Source organism: Ruegeria sp. HU-ET01832 (genome assembly GCF_040371315.1).
GTDB classification, from domain to species: domain Bacteria; phylum Pseudomonadota; class Alphaproteobacteria; order Rhodobacterales; family Rhodobacteraceae; genus Ruegeria; species Ruegeria lacuscaerulensis_A.
The window spans coordinates 101,460-119,093 of record NZ_BAABWL010000002.1 but is presented as its reverse complement, the minus strand read 5'-3'; the positions used below and the strand labels follow the sequence as shown (position 1 = coordinate 119,093).

Annotated in this window: 16 protein-coding genes; 8 read left to right on the top strand and 8 right to left on the bottom strand. The window is 59.3% G+C overall.

The window, feature by feature from the left end:
* Positions 1-40: 40 nt before the first annotated feature.
* Positions 41-892 carry a bifunctional DNA-formamidopyrimidine glycosylase/DNA-(apurinic or apyrimidinic site) lyase gene (gene mutM / locus ABWV79_RS05895; RefSeq protein WP_170755397.1) on the bottom strand — a complete coding sequence of 284 codons (852 nt, stop codon included), beginning with the start codon at positions 890-892 and terminating at the stop codon, positions 41-43.
* A complete protein-coding gene (locus tag ABWV79_RS05890) occupies positions 850-1,536 on the bottom strand; it encodes a hypothetical protein (RefSeq protein WP_353390914.1) in 687 nt (228 codons plus the stop codon). The genes mutM and ABWV79_RS05890 overlap by 43 nt, the downstream gene beginning before the upstream one ends.
* Before the next feature lie 159 nt (positions 1,537-1,695).
* On the opposite strand from ABWV79_RS05890, the gene ubiE reads away from it, so the two are divergent.
* Together ubiE and ubiB are read left to right on the top strand one after the other, a co-directional pair.
* On the top strand, positions 1,696-2,448 hold the full coding sequence (gene ubiE / locus ABWV79_RS05885; RefSeq protein ID WP_170353748.1) for a bifunctional demethylmenaquinone methyltransferase/2-methoxy-6-polyprenyl-1,4-benzoquinol methylase UbiE: 753 nt from the start codon (positions 1,696-1,698) through the stop codon (positions 2,446-2,448).
* Positions 2,449-3,978, top strand: a complete 1,530-nt coding sequence (gene ubiB, locus ABWV79_RS05880) for a 2-polyprenylphenol 6-hydroxylase (protein ID WP_353390913.1) — start codon at positions 2,449-2,451, stop codon at positions 3,976-3,978.
* 96 nt (positions 3,979-4,074) lie between these two features.
* Here ubiB and ABWV79_RS05875 read toward each other — a convergent pair whose 3' ends face one another.
* A complete protein-coding gene (locus ABWV79_RS05875) occupies positions 4,075-5,250 on the bottom strand; it encodes an acetyl-CoA C-acyltransferase family protein (protein WP_353390912.1) in 1,176 nt (391 codons plus the stop codon).
* Positions 5,251-5,369: 119 nt separating this feature from the next.
* Between ABWV79_RS05875 and ABWV79_RS05870 the strand changes: the two genes are divergently transcribed.
* The 6 genes from ABWV79_RS05870 (at position 5,370) to ABWV79_RS05845 (ending at position 11,001) form a co-directional block, all read left to right on the top strand.
* Positions 5,370-5,933, top strand: coding sequence for a helix-turn-helix domain-containing protein (locus ABWV79_RS05870; RefSeq protein WP_353390911.1), 564 nt, complete (start codon positions 5,370-5,372; stop codon positions 5,931-5,933).
* Positions 5,934-6,042: 109 nt separating this feature from the next.
* Positions 6,043-7,230, top strand: a complete 1,188-nt coding sequence (locus ABWV79_RS05865; protein ID WP_353390910.1) for a glycine C-acetyltransferase — start codon at positions 6,043-6,045, stop codon at positions 7,228-7,230.
* A complete protein-coding gene (locus tag ABWV79_RS05860) occupies positions 7,227-8,177 on the top strand; it encodes a PLP-dependent cysteine synthase family protein (protein ID WP_353390909.1) in 951 nt (316 codons plus the stop codon). The genes ABWV79_RS05865 and ABWV79_RS05860 overlap by 4 nt, the downstream gene beginning before the upstream one ends.
* Positions 8,178-8,196: 19 nt before the next feature.
* Positions 8,197-9,225, top strand: a complete 1,029-nt coding sequence (gene tdh, locus ABWV79_RS05855; RefSeq protein ID WP_353391697.1) for an L-threonine 3-dehydrogenase — start codon at positions 8,197-8,199, stop codon at positions 9,223-9,225.
* A gap of 63 nt (positions 9,226-9,288) precedes the next feature.
* Positions 9,289-10,170, top strand: coding sequence for a tryptophan 2,3-dioxygenase (locus tag ABWV79_RS05850; protein ID WP_353390908.1), 882 nt, complete (start codon positions 9,289-9,291; stop codon positions 10,168-10,170).
* A 3-nt stretch (positions 10,171-10,173) separates the two neighbouring features.
* Positions 10,174-11,001: an alpha/beta hydrolase gene (locus ABWV79_RS05845; protein ID WP_353390907.1), complete on the top strand. Its 828-nt coding sequence runs from the start codon at positions 10,174-10,176 to the stop codon at positions 10,999-11,001.
* A gap of 74 nt (positions 11,002-11,075) precedes the next feature.
* Here the strand turns inward: ABWV79_RS05845 and ABWV79_RS05840 are convergent, their stop codons facing one another.
* From ABWV79_RS05840 to rimP, 5 genes are all read right to left on the bottom strand, one after another.
* Positions 11,076-11,840 carry a caspase family protein gene (locus ABWV79_RS05840; protein WP_353390905.1) on the bottom strand — a complete coding sequence of 255 codons (765 nt, stop codon included), beginning with the start codon at positions 11,838-11,840 and terminating at the stop codon, positions 11,076-11,078.
* 307 nt (positions 11,841-12,147) lie between these two features.
* On the bottom strand, positions 12,148-14,622 hold the full coding sequence (gene infB / locus ABWV79_RS05835) for a translation initiation factor IF-2 (protein WP_353390904.1): 2,475 nt from the start codon (positions 14,620-14,622) through the stop codon (positions 12,148-12,150).
* Between the two features lie 8 nt (positions 14,623-14,630).
* Positions 14,631-15,254 carry an RNA-binding protein gene (locus ABWV79_RS05830; protein WP_353390903.1) on the bottom strand — a complete coding sequence of 208 codons (624 nt, stop codon included), beginning with the start codon at positions 15,252-15,254 and terminating at the stop codon, positions 14,631-14,633.
* A gap of 23 nt (positions 15,255-15,277) precedes the next feature.
* On the bottom strand, positions 15,278-16,888 hold the full coding sequence (nusA, locus tag ABWV79_RS05825; RefSeq protein ID WP_353390902.1) for a transcription termination factor NusA: 1,611 nt from the start codon (positions 16,886-16,888) through the stop codon (positions 15,278-15,280).
* Positions 16,888-17,478 (bottom strand): ribosome maturation factor RimP, encoded by a 591-nt coding sequence (gene rimP / locus ABWV79_RS05820; protein ID WP_170353760.1) that lies wholly within the window; start codon positions 17,476-17,478, stop codon positions 16,888-16,890. The genes nusA and rimP overlap by 1 nt, the downstream gene beginning before the upstream one ends.
* Between the last annotated feature and the right edge of the window lie 156 nt (positions 17,479-17,634).

The window sequence follows — 17,634 nt, the reverse complement described above, 5'->3', positions numbered from 1 at the left end:
TCAGATACGATTCATTATCACGCGCAAAAGCTGGATCAAGTTATCTTTGGCATTGCGCGCAATAGAAGGATGAGCGACCGGACTGAGTGATTCTTTTTATGGCGGCACCGCAACCTTCGGTGCGGCAGGGTTCGCCTTCACGGCCATAAACGTCAAAGCTGTGCTGAAAATATCCAAGTTCTCCATCGGCTTGACGGAAATCACGCAAGGATGACCCCCCAGCCCGGATAGCGTCTTGCAGAACCTGCCGAATGATCGGAACAAGGGCCGCAACTCGGTGCACCGAAATCTGCCCGGCTTTGCGACGTGGCGACACACCGGCGCGATAAAGCGCCTCACACACGTAGATATTCCCCAATCCGGCAACGATTCCCTGATCCAGAAGCGCTGATTTGACCGGCGTGTTCTTGCCTTTGAACGCATCAACCAAGTGCTGTTCGTGGAAGTCATTGCCCAAGGGTTCCGGCCCCAGAACCGACAGCAACTTGTGGTCCTCGGCCGTTGCAGTGGGCAGCAGATCCATCGCACCGAACCGGCGCGGGTCATTAAATGTCACCCGTGCGCCATTGGCCATGTGAAATACAACATGATCGTGCTTTTCCGGCATCGGATGATCATGCACGAATTGCCCCAGCGGATCGCCCGACACGGTCATCCGCCCGGACATGCCAAGATGGATCAACAGGGTTTCGCCACTGCCAAGATCAGCCAGAATGTACTTTGAACGCCGCCGCAACCTGTCCACGCGCTGGCCTGTCAAGCGTTCGGCCATTCGATCCGGAAAAGGCCAGCGCAGGTCCGGGCGGTTCACGTCCGCCCGTTCGATCACCACGCCTTCCATCGCGGGGCTCAGCCCACGGCGGACCGTTTCGACTTCGGGAAGTTCCGGCATGTGCTCTCCTGATTTGCTGCCAGCGCTTGTTCCAGCGCCTGCACCATTTCATCATGTCCGGTAACATATTTCAGAATACGCGCTGTCTTCCCATCTGAAAAACGCAGCACGTAGTTCCCATTGTGCCTCAATCTGATCTGGCAGAGCTTATTCAGGTCATAGGTCCGACGCTGAAACAGCGGACTCATGGTCGTCAGCTCGGCCCCATCGATCGAAGTTGAATTGGCCAGATGATAGATCAATGTGTAGATCACCAACCCAACAAGTCCCAGCTTGATCAGCACCGCAGTTTCAGCATCCTTGACGGGGATGAATATCTCGTTCGGAGCCAGCTCGGGCCTGATGAACCCGATAAAGAACAAAACGGCCAACACCAAAATCGTAACAACGATAACGCCCGGCGCCGTGCGAAATGTCATGCGGGTCAGAGAGCGTTGTGCAGGTCTTTCGCTGCCGGCGCGCAGCATTGATTCTTCCAATATATCCTTGGGGAAATGACGTGCTGCGGCGTCCATCTTGTCACCGAACCCCTTCGCCCGATGGAATCGCATGAAAGTTTGAAAAACGGCACGAACGCGCCAGATAATAAAGGCAAATGACAGGACCACGCCTGATACGGCCACTAAACTCGAATAATTCGACATTTGAATCTAACTTCTTCTAAAACTATCCGCATCTTACACCGCGACTAAGGAAAATATGTGGCACGCCGGACGGTTCCGTGCACCTGCTACCTTTTCGCGCGATTGTCTTCCCCGCCGCGCGGCCTATAAGGATGAGCAACACAGACAAAGGCGTCTTACATGTCCGACTCCAACGACAAAACCACACATTTTGGATTCGAAACCGTGCCCGAGGCGGAAAAAGCGGGCCGCGTGCAGGGCGTTTTCAACTCGGTCGCGTCAAAATACGACGTGATGAATGATGTCATGTCGATGGGCATCCACAGGGTCTGGAAAGACGCGATGATGGACTGGCTGGCCCCGCGCCCCGGTCAACGGCTGCTGGACGTGGCAGGTGGTACCGGAGACATCTCGTTTCGCTTTCTCAAACGCGCGGGCCACGGCCACGCCACCGTTCTGGACCTGACCGAGCCGATGCTGGTCGAAGGCCGCCAGCGCGCCGAGGCTGATCAGATGTCTGACAGCCTGAACTGGGTGGTGGGCGACGCGATGTCCTTGCCCTTCGAGGATAACACCTTTGACGTCTACACGATCTCGTTCGGCATCCGGAACGTGACCCGCCCGCAAGAGGCGTTGAACGAAGCCTATCGCGTGCTGAAGCCCGGCGGCCGCTTGATGGTGCTGGAATTTAGCCAACTGCCCAATGACGGGCTGCAAAAGCTCTATGATCTCTACAGTTTCAACGTCATCCCGCGCATGGGCAAGCTGATCGCAAATGATTACGACAGCTATCAGTATCTGGTGGAGTCAATCCGCAAATTCCCTGATCAGGAGACGTTCCTGAACATGGTTCGCATCGCCGGGTTCGAAAACGCCAAATACCGCAATCTCAGCATGGGTATCGCCGCGCTGCATTCCGGCTGGAAAATCTAAATGCGGGGTCCTCACAACATCATTCGCCTGATCCGCACAGGCGCCACGCTAGAGCGCACGGGCGCCATGAACGTGGTTCTGGACGCGTTCGAAGCCCCACGCGCGCTGCGCTTTGTGGCCCACGCTCTGGGCAAGCCGTTTCAATGGCTGGGATACAAGGGCGATCCGGACATGCCGCCCGCCACCCGCGCCCTGACGGCGCTGGGTCCGGCCTATATCAAATTCGGTCAGGTGCTTTCGACCCGTCCCGATGTTGTCGGGAACGAACTGGCGGAACAGCTGCGGGTGTTGCAGGACAAACTGCCGCCCTTCCCCAAGGCGGAGGCAATGGCCGAGGTCGAAAAGGAACTGGGCCAGCCCGTGTCTGAAATTTTCGACGAATTCAGCGACCCGATCGCCGCCGCCTCCATCGCGCAGGTCCACAAGGCGAAACTGTCCAGCACCGGCGAAGACGTCGCCGTCAAAGTCCTGCGCCCCGGCATCGAGCGTGCCTTCCGCAAGGATGTGGATGCGTTCTATTTCGCCGCCCGCATCGTACAGCTCTGCGCCCCCGGTGCCCGCCGCCTGCGCCCGATGGAGGTGGTCGAACATTTCGACGGCGTCGTGCGCGGTGAACTGGACCTGCGCCTTGAAAGTGCCGCAGCCTCGGAATACGCCGCCAACACCAAGGATGACGAAGGCTTCTGGTTGCCGCCGGTGGTGTGGTCCCTGTCCGCGCGCCGGGTGATGACGCTCAGCTGGGCCGACGGCATTGCTCTGGGCGACAATGACGCGCTGGATGCAGCCAGCCACAACCGCCGCGATCTGGGCGAGCGTGTCCTGCGCCTGTTCCTACTGCACGCGCTGCGCGATGGCTTTTTTCACGCCGATATGCACCAGGGCAACCTCAAGGTCGCCGCCAATGGGGATGTCATCGCCTATGATTACGGCATCATGGGCCACATCGACGAATACACCCGCCGGGTATACGCAGAGATCCTCTTTGGCTTCATTCGACGCGACTATAAGCGCGTGGCCGAGGTACATTTCGAGGCCGGCTATGTCCCCGCCAACCAGGACGTCGACGAATTCGCCCGCGCCCTGCGCGCTGTCGGAGAACCGATCTTCGGCATGGACGCCACCCATATCTCGATGGGCCGCCTGCTGAATTACCTGTTCGAAGTGACCGAACGCTTCGGTATGGAAACCCGGACCGAGCTGATCCTTCTGCAACGCACAATGGTTGTGGTTGAAGGCGTCGCGCGGTCACTGGACCCGCATATCAATATCTGGGAAGTCGCCCGCCCCGTGGTTGAGGATTACATCAAGAAATCCATTGGCCCGCGCGCGGCCCTGCGCGATTTCGGCAAAACCGCAATGGTCTTGGCTCGTTTCGGCCCCCGTCTACCTGCTCTGGTCGAAAACGCGCTGATCGCGCAAACCCAGAAAGACGAGCCTAAAGGTTCACGCCTGTGGTCTGTCGTACTGCCCGTAACCCTCGGCGCAGCCGCAGGCGCGGGTCTTGTCCTGATCCTAACGGCGCTCAGCTAGACCTGATCCGCCTCTTCATCTGGCTAAAAATATCTTCGGGGGGAATCGTGCCAAAGGCGCGATGGGGGGCAGACAGCCCCCCACCAACATCTCAACTCAGAGACGCTCAAAGGCAATGGCGATACCCTGACCACCGCCGATGCACATGGTGACCAAACCTTTGGATCCACCAATCCGCTCCAGCTCGTACAGAGCTTTCAGCGTGATGATCGCCCCGGTTGCCCCAACAGGGTGACCCAACGCAATCGCGCCACCATTCGGATTCACCTTGGCAGCGTCCAGACCCAGCTCTTTGTTCACGGCCAGCGCCTGCGAGGCGAAGGCTTCGTTGCTTTCGATCACATCGAAATCTTCGACCGACAGACCAGTGCGGGCCAACAGGTTCTGCACCGCAGGCACCGGACCAATGCCCATCACCTCGGGGCGCACTCCGGCGTGGCCGTACCCCAGAATACGCGCCCTGGGCTTCAAACCCGCCTTTTCAGCCGCGTCAGCCGTGGCCAGAACCATCGCCGCCGCCCCGTCATTGATGCCCGACGCATTGCCTGCTGTCACCCGACCATCCTTCTTGAACGCGGGGCGCAGACCGGCCAGTGCTTCGATCGAGGTCGCCTTGGGATGCTCGTCGACCATGAAATCGACCATGTCGCGCTTGACCTTGACCTGAACCGGCGTGATCTGGCTTTGGAAGTATCCGGCCTCAATCGCCGCAGCAGCACGAGTCTGGCTGGTCAGGGCGAACTCATCCATCTGCTCGCGCGTGACTTGGTGCTCATCCGCGACGTTCTCAGCCGTGACACCCATATGACCGGTGCCAAAGGGGCAATTCAGCGCGCCCAGCATCATGTCCAGCGATTTGATATCGCCCATCTTTGCACCCCAGCGCGCCTGCTGCAAGATGTAGGGGCTGCGCGACATGCTTTCGGCACCACCGGCCACGGCAAATTCGGCATCGCCCAGCATCAGCGACTGCACCGCCGACACAATCGCCTGCGCTCCCGAACCACACAGACGGTTCACGTTCATCGCGGGGGTTTCAACTGGGATACCCGCCTGTTTCGCCGCCGCACGCGACAGGTACATGTCGCGCGGCTCGGTGTTGATCACATGGCCGAACACGACGTTGCCGATCTGAGCCCCCTCAACACCCGACTTCTCCATCGCGGCTTCGGTCACAACGGTCGCCAGGTCAATCGGCGCGGTCGAAGCCAGCGCCCCGCCAAATGTCCCAACAGCCGTGCGGGCCCCATCCAGAATGACGATATCTTTCATGTCTCTTCTCCCAATTGGATTTGGCGGCACTATGCATCTGTGCCGTCAGGCTGTCCCATGGGACGTCCTGTCACAAGCAGAATTGACAACCCATCGCGAAAAGCGCATCAGATTCCGCCATGACGGAAAACACAGACGATATCCTGACGCGCCTGCCCGCCCGCCTGAAAGAGGCCCGCCGCGCCAAGGGCCTGTCTCTGGAAGCCGTGGCCAATCTCAGCGGCGTGTCCCGATCCATGGTCAGCCAGATCGAACGCGGCGAAAGCAGCCCCACCATCTCGACGCTGTGGAACCTGACCCGCGCGCTGCAGGTGGATTTCGCGGGGTTGCTGGATGACGAGCAGACCTCGGACCATATCGAAGTTCTGCGCAAGACCGAGGTGCCCAGCATCGACAATATGGGTCAGAACTGCCGCATCCGCATTCTGTCCCCGCCCGAAGAGGCTGGCGGGCATGAGGTTTATGACATCGCTTTTGACGCTGACGGCGCTTTGAACAGCCAACCTCATGCAAGGGGCGCGCAGGAACAGCTGACCGTTCTGGATGGCGCAGTGCGCATAACCTCGGGCACCGCTACCCGTGACCTGCAGCAAGGAGATACCGCCCGCTACGCGGCGGATGTCACGCATTCGATTGCTGCCGGCGGTCCCGCCCGCGTCTTTTTGATTGTCAAAAACGCCTGATCTCAGAAAAATCCGACTTCACGGATTTTTTTCCCAAATATTGTAATTCCCCCATTTGGGAATCTTTTCCGTTATGTTAGACGTGCGACTCACAGTAACGGAGACCGCCATGGCAGATGCATTCCTGTCCCACATCACGGACACACTTGCGCAGATCGAATCCGAGGGTCTGTATAAACGCGAACGCATGATCACCTCGCCTCAGGGCGGTGAGATTACGGTGGGCGAGCGGCAGGTTATCAACCTGTGCGCCAACAACTATCTGGGTCTGGCCGATCACCCGGCCCTGATTGACGCGGCCAAAGGCGCGATGGAACCTAAAGGCTTCGGCATGGCCTCGGTCCGGTTTATCTGCGGCACGCAGGATATTCATCGCGAGTTGGAGCAGAAGCTGGCGCAATTTCTCAACAAGGATGACGCGATCCTGTTTGCCGCCTGTTTTGACGCCAATGGCGGGCTGTTCGAGCCGCTGCTGGGCCCCGAGGACGCTATTATCTCGGACAGCTTGAACCATGCCTCGATCATCGATGGCGTGCGGCTGTGCAAAGCGAAACGCTACCGCTATGCCAATAATGACATGAAAGAGCTGGAAGAGACGCTGAAACACGCCCGCAACGAGGGCGCGCGCCATGTCATGATCGCGACAGACGGCGTGTTCTCCATGGACGGCTATCTGGCGAACCTGCCCGAAATCACAGGGCTGGCCAAGGAATACGACGCCATTGTCATGGTAGATGACTGCCACTCGACCGGCTTCATGGGGCCAAACGGGGCGGGTACGCCGGATCATTTCGGTGTCGAGGTGGATATTCTGACGGGAACCTTGGGCAAGGCACTTGGGGGGGCAATCGGCGGTTATATCGCCGGGCCGCAGCCAGTGATCGACCTGCTGCGGCAGCGGGCGCGGCCCTATCTGTTCTCGAACTCGCTGCCGCCGTCGATTGTCGCTGCCGGGCTTGAGGCCATTCGCCTTGTCGAAGAAGGTGCGGACCTGCGTACCCGGCTGTTTGAAAACGCAAATTACTGGCGGGAAGGTCTGGAAAAACTAGGTTTTGACCTGCTGCCCGGCGAACACCCGATCATCCCGGTGATGCTGGGCGAGGCGACGCTGGCGCAGGACATGGCCAACAGGCTGTTTGACGAGGGCGTCTATGTCTCGGGCTTTTTCTTCCCGGTCGTCCCGCGCGGACAGGCGCGGATCAGAACACAAATGAACGCAGCGTTGACCCGCGACGAGTTGGACCGCGCCTTGGCCGCGTTTGGCAAGGTCGGCAAAGAATTAGGAGTGATTTCGTGATCCTATCCTCTGTAATCGACGCGATTGGGAATACCCCGCTTGTAGACCTGTCACGGATTTGTCAGCACCTGGATCTGGACGGGCGCATTCTGGCCAAGCTGGATTACCTGTTGCCGGGGTTCTCGAAAAAAGACCGCGCCGCAAGGTCGATCATCGAACTGGCCCGCGCAGATGGCACCCTGTCACCGGGGCAGACGATCGTTGAGCTAACCTCGGGCAATATGGGCACCGGGTTGGCGATTGTCTGCGGCATTCTGGGGCATCCTTTTGTAGCGGTGATGAGCGCAGGAAACTCGGTCGAGCGCGCGCGCATGATGCGCGCCTTGGGGGCCGAAGTCGTGATCGTGCCGCAAGCCGAGGGCAGCAAACCTGGCGAGGTATCGGGCGCAGATCTGGCGCTGGTGGATGAGACCGCACAACGCATCACGGCCGAGCGCGACGCTTTTCGGGCTGATCAATTCGGCCATTCCGGCAATCCCAAATCCCATGTAACCGGCACCGGACCCGAAATCTGGGAGCAATCCGGTGGCACCGTCACAGCCTTTTGCGATTTTGCGGGCTCTGGCGGTACTCTGGCCGGGGCCGCGGCTTTTCTCGCACCGCATGGCGTGCGCTGCTACGCCGTGGAACCCGAAGGCGCGCGGGCCATCGCTGGCGAAGCCATCACCAACCCCGATCACCCAATCCAAGGCGGCGGATACGCAATGGATGATCTGGTTCACCTGAACCGTATCTCATTGGCCGGGCATCTGTCCGTATCAGGCGACGCGGCGCGGGATGGGGCGCGGTTACTGGCCCGAACAGAAGGCATTTTCGCGGGCTACTCGGCGGGCGCGAACCTTGCCGGAGCGATCGAACTGCTGCGCGGCCCGGAAAAGGGCGGCTGCGTTGCGATTGTGATGTGTGACAGCGGGTTGAAATACCTGTCGACCGATTTGTGGGAGTAATTCGATGCGACCCAACACTATGAAAGCGCTCGAGAAATCCAAACCGGAAGAGGGCCTGTGGATGGTGCAGGCCCCGGTGCCCGAGATCGGCCCAGATGAAGTTCTGATCCGCATCAACAAGACTGGCATCTGCGGCACCGACATTCACATCTGGAACTGGGATGAATGGGCTTCGGCCACGGTGCCGGTTCCGATGATCACTGGCCATGAATTCGCCGGTGAGATCGTGGAATTGGGGCGAAACGTAACCGGTCTGGAAGTCGGTCAAAGATGCTCGGGCGAGGGGCATCTGATCACCAACGACAGTCGCCAAAGCCGCGCGGGCAAGTTCCATCTGGACCCCGGCACGCGCGGAATTGGCGTGAACGAACAGGGTGCCTTTGCCCAATACCTGAAACTGCCCGCCTTTAACGTGGTGCCGCTGCCCGACGATATCCCGGATGAGATCGGGGCAATCCTCGATCCGTTGGGCAATGCCGTTCACACCGCGCTCAGCTTTGATTTGCTGGGCGAGGATGTTCTGATCACCGGCGCTGGCCCCATCGGCATAATGGCGGCAGCCGTGGCCCGCCATGCCGGTGCGCGCCATGTGGTGATCACCGATATCAATCCCGACCGCCTGAAACTGGCCGAACATGTGGTGCCAACCGTGCGCAGCGTCGATGTCTCGAATGAAGACCTGCAAGATGTCATTGCGGATCTTGGTATGACGCAGGGGTTCGATGTGGGCCTGGAAATGTCCGGTTCGCAAGCCGCGCTGGACCAGATGGTCGAGGCACTGGTGATGGGCGGCAAGATCGCTCTGCTGGGGATTCCGCCCGGAAAATCCCCTGTGGACTGGTCGCGCATCGTGTTCAAAGCGATCACCATCAAGGGCGTCTATGGCCGTGAGATGTTCGAGACCTGGTACAAGATGATCGCCATGCTGCAGAACGGTCTGGATGTCAGCCGGGTGATTACGCACCAAATGAAAGTCGACGACTTTGCCGACGGCTTCGCCGCGATGAAATCCGGCCAATCGGGCAAGGTGGTGCTAGACTGGACCTGACGCGCTGGATAGTTGCAAAATGACGCCTTAGACAGGTGCGAAATAACGCATCAAGGGGGCGTCATGAGCGACAAGACTGAAAGATATCTGGAACGTGGAATCGAAGCATCCCTTGTGACCGATTTCACCCAGACCCACCGCAAAAGCTATGGCGACTTCCTTCAGCTCAAGACGCTGTTGAACCTGCAGAAAACCTTTCAAGACCCGGCCCAACCCGATGAGATGCTTTTCATCATCATCCATCAGGTCAGCGAGCTGTGGTTGAAGCTGATGCACCACCAACTGGTCGAGGTGCGCCACTTTCTGCAAAAGGACGACTTCGGCCCGGCAATGAAGAATCTGGACCGGGTGAAGGCAATCCAGCGGCAGTTGATCGCCGCGTGGGAAACCCTGCTGACCATGACCCCGGCCGATTACATGACCTTCCGGCAGGCCCTTGGCAGCTCATCGGGGTTCCAAAGCTATGGCTACCGCCAGATCGAGTTCATTCTGGGCAACAAGGACGCCGCGACCCTGAAAGTGCACGCTCATGACCCCGAAGTGATACAGATGCTGACCGCCGCGCTGACCAAACCTTCGCTCTATGACGAAGTGCTGCAGATGATGGCGCGGCAGGGATTTGATGTTCCCGATGACCTGCTGAACCGCGACTATGCGCAGCCCTATTCAGGTGATCCGCGTGTTGTGAAACTGTGGGTGCAAGTGTTCCGCAACACGGACAAGCACTGGGATCTGTATGCGCTGGCCGAAAAACTGATGGATGTGGAATCGCTGTTCCAGCGCTGGCGCTTTGACCATGTCACCGCGGTCGAGCGTGTAATTGGAAACCAACCCGGCACTGGCGGGTCCAGCGGCGTGTCCTTCCTGCGCAAAGCCTTGGATTTGCGGTTCTTTCATGATCTCTACGATGTGCGCACCGAATTGATGTATGCGGATCAGGAGTAGCCCATGCTGTACCGAGGTTTCACCCAGGCCGAACTGGATCAGGAATACTCTCCCCGGTCGATGATCGGCGGCGACTTGACACCCTATCTGAACAGTTACGCCGCGCTCAGTGCGCAGTACCGGGCGCAGATGGATGTGATCGGCAACGTTTCATACGGGGACAGTACCGCACAGGTTCTGGATTTCTTCCCCGCGAAAGGCACAGGTGCGCCACTGCATGTGTTCATCCACGGAGGATATTGGCAAGCCCTAAGTCAGCGCGAATCGGCAATGATGGCCCCTGCGTTGGTTGAAGCCGAGTACTCCTTTGCGACTCTCAATTACACACTGGCCCCGGATGCGCGGATCGGTGACATGATCGACGAGTGCCGAAACGCCCTGCTTTGGTTAGCCGCCAACGCGCCTGACTTGGGGTTTAATCCGTCACGAGTCACCCTGTCCGGCCACAGTGCAGGGGCGCAACTGGCGAGTATGGTCATGGCCACCTCAGCCGATGCGCTGGCCCGCGCGGGGCTTCGGGTGCGCGACGTGATCCTGATCAGCGGCGTCTATGATCTGGAACCGATCAGTCTAACGCCTGTGAACGAACCCTTACAACTGACACCAGTTGAGGTGCACGATCTGTCGCCCATCCGACACCTCCCGGCCCCCGGCCCCCGCTATCGCGTGACCGTGGGTGAGCGCGACACACCCGAATTCATCCGTCAAAGCCGAGACTATGCCGAGTTGCTTCGAAAGGCCGGGCATTCGGTCAGCTTCGATCTGCAAAATGGGGTGCAGCATTTTGACATCATCATGCATCCGGCGACGTTCTTGGCAGCACCGCGTTAGGGATACGGTCGGGGTTTGGGATAAATTCGGTAACTATCTGCCTAGCCCTGACGTGCTGATCACGGCTGATTTCCCTATTGCGACGCTGTTGGGTCTTTCATACCGATCGTTATATTCAACGACGACCGTGCCCAAGGGGTCTGGATGCCATCCGTTTCACTGATCACATCCGTGCGCACCTCTTCGAACATCTGTTCCAAAGGCCGGCCCGAGGTTCTGATGGCACGCGCAATCGCGGCGGTGTAAGGGCTGTTTGTTCCGGTCCCGTCCAAGGCAACTTCGCCGGGCCCTGTCGCATACGCGATCAGATTGTTGGTGCGCGCAGTCATACGTGCAAGCCCGTCACCCACATCCAGATTCACGTCCGCTTGGCCACCAAATGGATTGTCGCGACAGGCATCCAAAATCATAACGCTAACCGCCTGTGGCGTGTGAATGCGGTCCAGAACCCATTCTGCCGGAACAGCTTGGCCTGCAATGTCGGCCTCAGACTGAATGTTTACATCAAGGGGAAGAAGGTAGTTGAAACCATCACTGCGTACGCCGTGCCCCGCGAAGTAAAACACGGCCAGCGCCTCGGACCCCGCCGCACGTACCTTGCTGGAAAAAGTATCAACTTCACCCGTCATCTCATCAAGGCTCACGTCCGTCAGCGTCGTGACCTCAAATCCTGCGCCCCGTAACTCATCGCTCATCAGGCGCGCATCGTTCACAGGATTATCAAGTGCCGGGACACTTGTGTAACCGGCATTGCCGATCACCAAAGCAAACCGTTCGTGCGCAGCAGACGGCCCAACGGACAGCGCGATGAAGAAGAGGAATACCGCAAGAAAACGCATCAATTGAATCTCCGAGTTATATCAAACCAAAGACGTCACCCGATCTCTTACCGGCCGATAGCAGTTGCACGTTCTCGGTCTTTACGCGTAACAAATCAGACCCAAGCATCCAGTGTCTATATGTTTAAGACAACTATGCCTCGCCCTGTCGAATTCAGGTGAGTGTTGATTGGAAAGAGAGCAAGGATGCTTTGCTTGAGTGCACTAAATGTACCCAGAAAGCCCCGAATTTCTTCGCTGTAACCCCCCAAAAGAAAAACAGCGGCCCCAAAGGACCGCTGTTTTCTGATTTCTTTACCGTAGCGGATCAATCCAGCGTCCGCGTAACCTCTTCGCGCTCGAAGATTTCGATCACGTCGCCCGCGCGGATATCGTCGTAGTTCTCGAACGCCATACCGCATTCCTGACCCGACTGAACCTCGGCCACTTCGTCTTTGAAGCGCTTGAGCGTCTTCAGCGTACCTTCGTGGATCACCACGTTGTCGCGCAGCAGGCGGACGCCCGCGGAACGACGGGCCACACCCTCGGTGACCAGACAGCCAGCAACCTTGCCGACGCCGGTGACCTTGAAGACTTCGCGGATCTCGGCGTAACCGATGAACTTTTCGCGGATCTCGGCGCTCAGCAGGCCCGAGGCTGCCGCTTTCACGTCATCCACGAGGTCATAGATCACCGAGTAATAGCGGATTTCCACACCCTTCTGGTTCGCAGTGTTCCGCGCAGAGGCGTTCGCACGGACGTTGAAGCCGAGGATAGGTGCACCGGATGCTTCGGCAAGACCGACATCAGTCTCGGTAATCGCACCAACGCCAGAATGCAGCACGCGCACGCGTACCTCATCGTTGCCGATTTTCTCCATCGCCTGAACGATGGCCTCAGCCGAGCCCTGAACGTCTGCTTTCATTAGAATTGGCAGTTCGTTGACGTTCTCGTCTTCCTTGGCCTTCTGCATTAGCTGCTCAAGGGTCGTTGCGGCGCCAGCGGCAGCACGTTTGTCCTTGGCGGCCTGTTCGCGGTATTCGGCGATCTCACGGGCCTGTGCTTCGGTCTCGGTCACGTTCAAAACGTCGCCCGCTTCGGGTGTGCCGTTCAGACCCAGCACCTCGACCGGAACCGAGGGGCCAGCTTCCTTCACGCGGTCGCCCTTGTCGTTGATCAGCGCACGGACCTTACCGTATTGCTCACCCACAACGAAGATATCGCCCTGACGCAGCGTGCCGGTTTGAACCAGAACGGTGGCGACGGGGCCACGGCCCACATCCAGCTGCGCCTCGATCACGGCACCTTGGGCGGCGCGGTCGGGGTTGGCTTTCAGTTCCAGAATCTCAGCCTGCAGCGCGATTGCTTCCAGCAGTTCGTCCAGCCCCTGACCGGTATGGGCCGAAACCTCAACGTCCTGCACATCACCCGACATCTTCTCGACGATCACCTCATGCTGCAGCAGGTCGGTGCGCACTTTGTCGGGGTTGGCTTCGGGTTTATCGACCTTGTTGATCGCCACGATCATCGGCACCTGGGCCGCTTTGGCGTGGTTGATCGCCTCGATCGTCTGCGGCATCACGGCGTCATCGGCAGCCACAACCAAAACCACGATATCCGTGACCTGAGCCCCGCGCGAGCGCATCGACGTAAACGCAGCGTGGCCCGGAGTATCCAGGAAGGTCAGCGTGGCACCGCCTTCGGTTTTTACCTGATAGGCACCGATATGCTGGGTGATGCCCCCGGCCTCACCGGCCACAACGCGCGCGTCGCGGATTGCGTCCAACAGCGAAGTCTTACCGTGGTCAACGTGACCCATGATGGTGATGACCGGCGGGCGCGGCTGCAGATCGTCTTCGCTGTCTTCGACCTCTTTGATGACGTCTTCCACGTCTGAGTCCGAAACACGTGTGACCTTGTGGCCAAATTCTTCGATGATCAGTTCCGCAGTGTCAGCGTCGATGGTCTGGTTCTGCGTGACCATCATGCCCATCTGCATCAGCGATTTGACAACGTCAGCCACACGCTCGGCCATACGGTTGGCCAGCTCCGAGACCATGATCGCCTCGGGCAACTGAACGTCGCGGATCACCTTTTCGCGTTCAACCGAACCACCCATGGCTTTCTGACGCGCGCGCTCTTGCTTGCGCTTCATCGCAGCCATCGAGCGTTGGCGGTTGCCCTCGCCACCAGTGGCCTGACCCAGTGTCAGCTTGCCCGAACGGCGGTTGTCGTCGCGGCCTTTGCCACGACCACGCTGATCACGCTCGCGGTCCTGCTTGCGCGGAGCAGCCGCAGGCGCAGGCTTGCTGGCCGGGCTGCGGGCCGCTTTAGGCTCTTCCGGGGCCGGGGCGGCAGCCGCGCGTTTGGCAGCTTCTTCTGCCTCTTTGCGCTTGCGCTCTTCCTCTTCGGCCTTGGCGCGGGCTTTCTCTTCGGCCTCGCGCTGTTCGCGTTCCTTGGCTTCCTGCTCGGCACGGCGACGGGCGCGTTCTTCTTCACGCGCTCTTTCAGCAGCCTCGCGGGCGGCGGCCTCTTCGGCCTCGCGCGCCTTGGCGGCCTGCAGCGCCTTCATCCGGCGTGCCATTTCGGCGTCGGAGATCCCGGCAGGACGGCGCGACGGATCGCCCGAGGGCGTTGCTCCGCCACCCGGCTTTCCGGCACCCGGCTTGGGGACCACCACGCGTTTGCGTTTGGTTTCCACCACGACATTCTTGGTGCGTCCGTGGCTGAAACTCTGTTTCACATTTCCGGGGCGTGCCCCGCCACGAAGACCCAATGTCTTTTTGCCGTCACTATCGCTCATAAAGCTTCTTACCCTTCCGTGCGGCCCTTGCCGCCGTCATCCGTTTCGCGCAAGCCACGCAGGCGCTGCGCTTCCTCTACAACACGTTTGGCGAGTCCGCCAGAGGCCAGCGCCGCATGAATCACGGTTTGGCGCCCAAATGCCGCCCCCAACTCGTCCGCTGTCAGCCATCCGATGTATTTTCCGAAGTGCGGCGTGCTGAGTTTCGACTTGCCGCGCCCCGATCCATCGCTGGCCTGAATCAGTACCTGAGCCTCTTCCCGGTCCAGCCACGTCTTGACCTTTTCATACCCAGCGACCGCGTCACCGGACTTGCGCGCCAGGCTAATCAACTCGATCACCCGCCGCGCGACTTGCTTTTCAACCTCATCCGCCAGGTCCGTTTGCGCAGTCGCCTGCGTCTTGAACCCGCGCGAGAACAGCTTTTTGCCAACGGCCTTGTCCAGCACGGCGCGATCCGCCGCCACATAGACCCCGCGCCCCGGCAATTTCGCCGCAACATCGGGAAAGACCTGACCGTCCGGACCCATTACAAAGCGGATCAGCCCATATTTTGGCTGAACCTCGCCCGTGGCGATGCACTTGCGTTCGGGTCCGTCCGACCGATCCTTATGGACGCCACCGCGACCCATGTCAGCACCCCGAGGCCCTGAGATCAGGCCTCGGCCTCCTCTTCGATCTCGCCTTCTTCGTCGGCTTGCTCCAACTCGGCCGGGTCCACCCAGCCCAGCATGATCCGTGCCGTCATGACCAAGTCCTGTGCCTCTTCCAGCGTCACGCCGAAAGGTTCCAGAACACCATCATCCTTGATGCGCTCGCCGTCGACCGTGGTCCAGCCACCGGCCAGTTCCCAGTCGGCGCAGGTGGCGAAGTCTTCCAGAGTCTTCACGTCATCCTTGGCCAGCGCCTCTACCATCTGGGGTGTGAGGCCTTCGAATTCAATAAGGCTGTCCTCGACGCCCAACGCACGGGCTGCGTCCAGAGCCGCCTTGGCCTGTGCTTCCAGGAATTCACGCGCGCGGGTCTGCAGCTCCTGCGCGGTGCCTTCGTCCACGCCGTCGATGACCAGAAGCTCGTCCAGCTCGACATAGGCCACCTCTTCGAGGTTGGTGAAGCCTTCCGAGACCAGCAATTGCGCGAAGAATTCGTCCAGATCCAGCGTTTCCATGAACAGCTGGGTGCGGGCTTCGAATTCCTTCTGGCGACGTGCCGATTCTTCGGCCTCGGTCATGATGTCGATGTCAAGATTGGTCAGCTGGCTGGCCAGACGCACGTTCTGACCGCGGCGACCGATTGCCAGCGAGAGCTGCTCCTCAGGCACCACAACTTCGATTTTTCCGGCTTCTTCATCCAGAACCACCTTGGACACTTCGGCGGGCTGCAGAGCGTTCACAAGGAAGGTCGGCTGATCTTCGTTCCACGGGATGATGTCGATCTTTTCACCCTGCAGTTCGTTCACAACCGCCTGCACACGGCTGCCGCGCATACCAACACAGGCACCGACAGGGTCGATCGAGCCGTCATACGAGATCACGGCAATCTTGGCGCGCGAACCGGGGTCGCGGGCCACAGCCTTAACCTCAATGATGCCGTCATAGATTTCCGGCACTTCCATCTTGAACAGCTCGGCCATGAATTCCGGCGCGGTGCGCGACAGGAAGATCTGGTGACCACGAACCTCGCGGCGAACCTCTTTGATGTAGGCGCGCACGCGGTCGTTGGGGCGATAGCTTTCGCGGCCGATCTTGTCGTTGCGACGCAGAACGGCCTCGGCCCCGCCAAGATCGACGATGACATTGCCAAATTCTTCGCGCTTGACCGCACCGTTGATGATGGTGCCTGCGCGATCCTTGAATTCTTCGTACTGACGATCACGTTCCGCTTCGCGGACCTTCTGCAGAATCACCTGTTTGGCGGATTGAGCTGCGATACGGCCCATTTCAACCGGGGGAACTTCTTCGACGAAGACGTCACCGACCTCGGGGTTTTCCATATATTGCTTGGCTTGTTCGACAGTGAACTCGGCCTGATAGTTTTCCAGCTCTTCATCCTCAACAACGGTGCGGACGCGGGTAAAGGTCGCCTTACCTGTCTTGCGGTCGATGCTGACACGGATGTCCATCTCGGCGCCGTAGCGGCTCTTGGCGGCGCGGGCGAGCGATTCTTCCATCGCTTCGACAACCAGACCGGGGTCGATCATCTTTTCGCGGGCCACGGCCTCGGCGGTCTGCAGCAGCTCCAGCTGGTTGGCTGAGGTGATTGCCATCAGTTCGTCTCCTCTTCGGACCCTTCGGTCTCAATCTCGTCGAAAGCGTTTTCGTTCAGGGCACCGGCGTCTTTGCGCTGGCGCAGCATTTCCTTGATCAGGTCATCGGTCAAAACCAGCTTGGCGTCGCTCAACCAGTCGAATTGCAGACCGATTGTGATCGTCTCAGACCCTTCGGGGATGTTGATCAGAACCTCATCCCCTTCGATCCCGGCCAATTCGCCCTTAAAGCGGCGACGGCCGTCGATCAGCTCGGCGGTTTCGATCTTGGCCTCATAGCCTTCGAACATCTCAAAATCCTTGAGACGGGTCAGAGGCCGGTCGATACCGGGGCTCGACACCTCAAGCGTATAGGCGTCCAGAATCGGGTCCTCGACATCCAGCGAAGCGCTGACGGCGTTGGAAATCTCGGCGCAGTCATCCACTTCGATGCCGCCATCGGGCTTATCGGCCATGATCTGCAGCGTGGTGGTCTTGCCGCTCATCAAGCGAATACGGACAAGCTCATACCCCAGATCCTCGATCACGGGGGTGATGATCTCTGCCAGTCGCCGGTCGATGGCTGCTTTGGCTATCAGGTCGTTTGTCATTCAGGTCTCTACCCTTCAATCGGGCACAAAAAAACGGGCGCGCGGCCCGTCGTATTTTCCGGTGGAGCTTTGGACCAGAAGTCCAACGCGCCGCTGTTGCAACTGCATATACGCAGGAGTTGCCGAGTCTGCAACCCCCGGCGTGAAACGTGATCA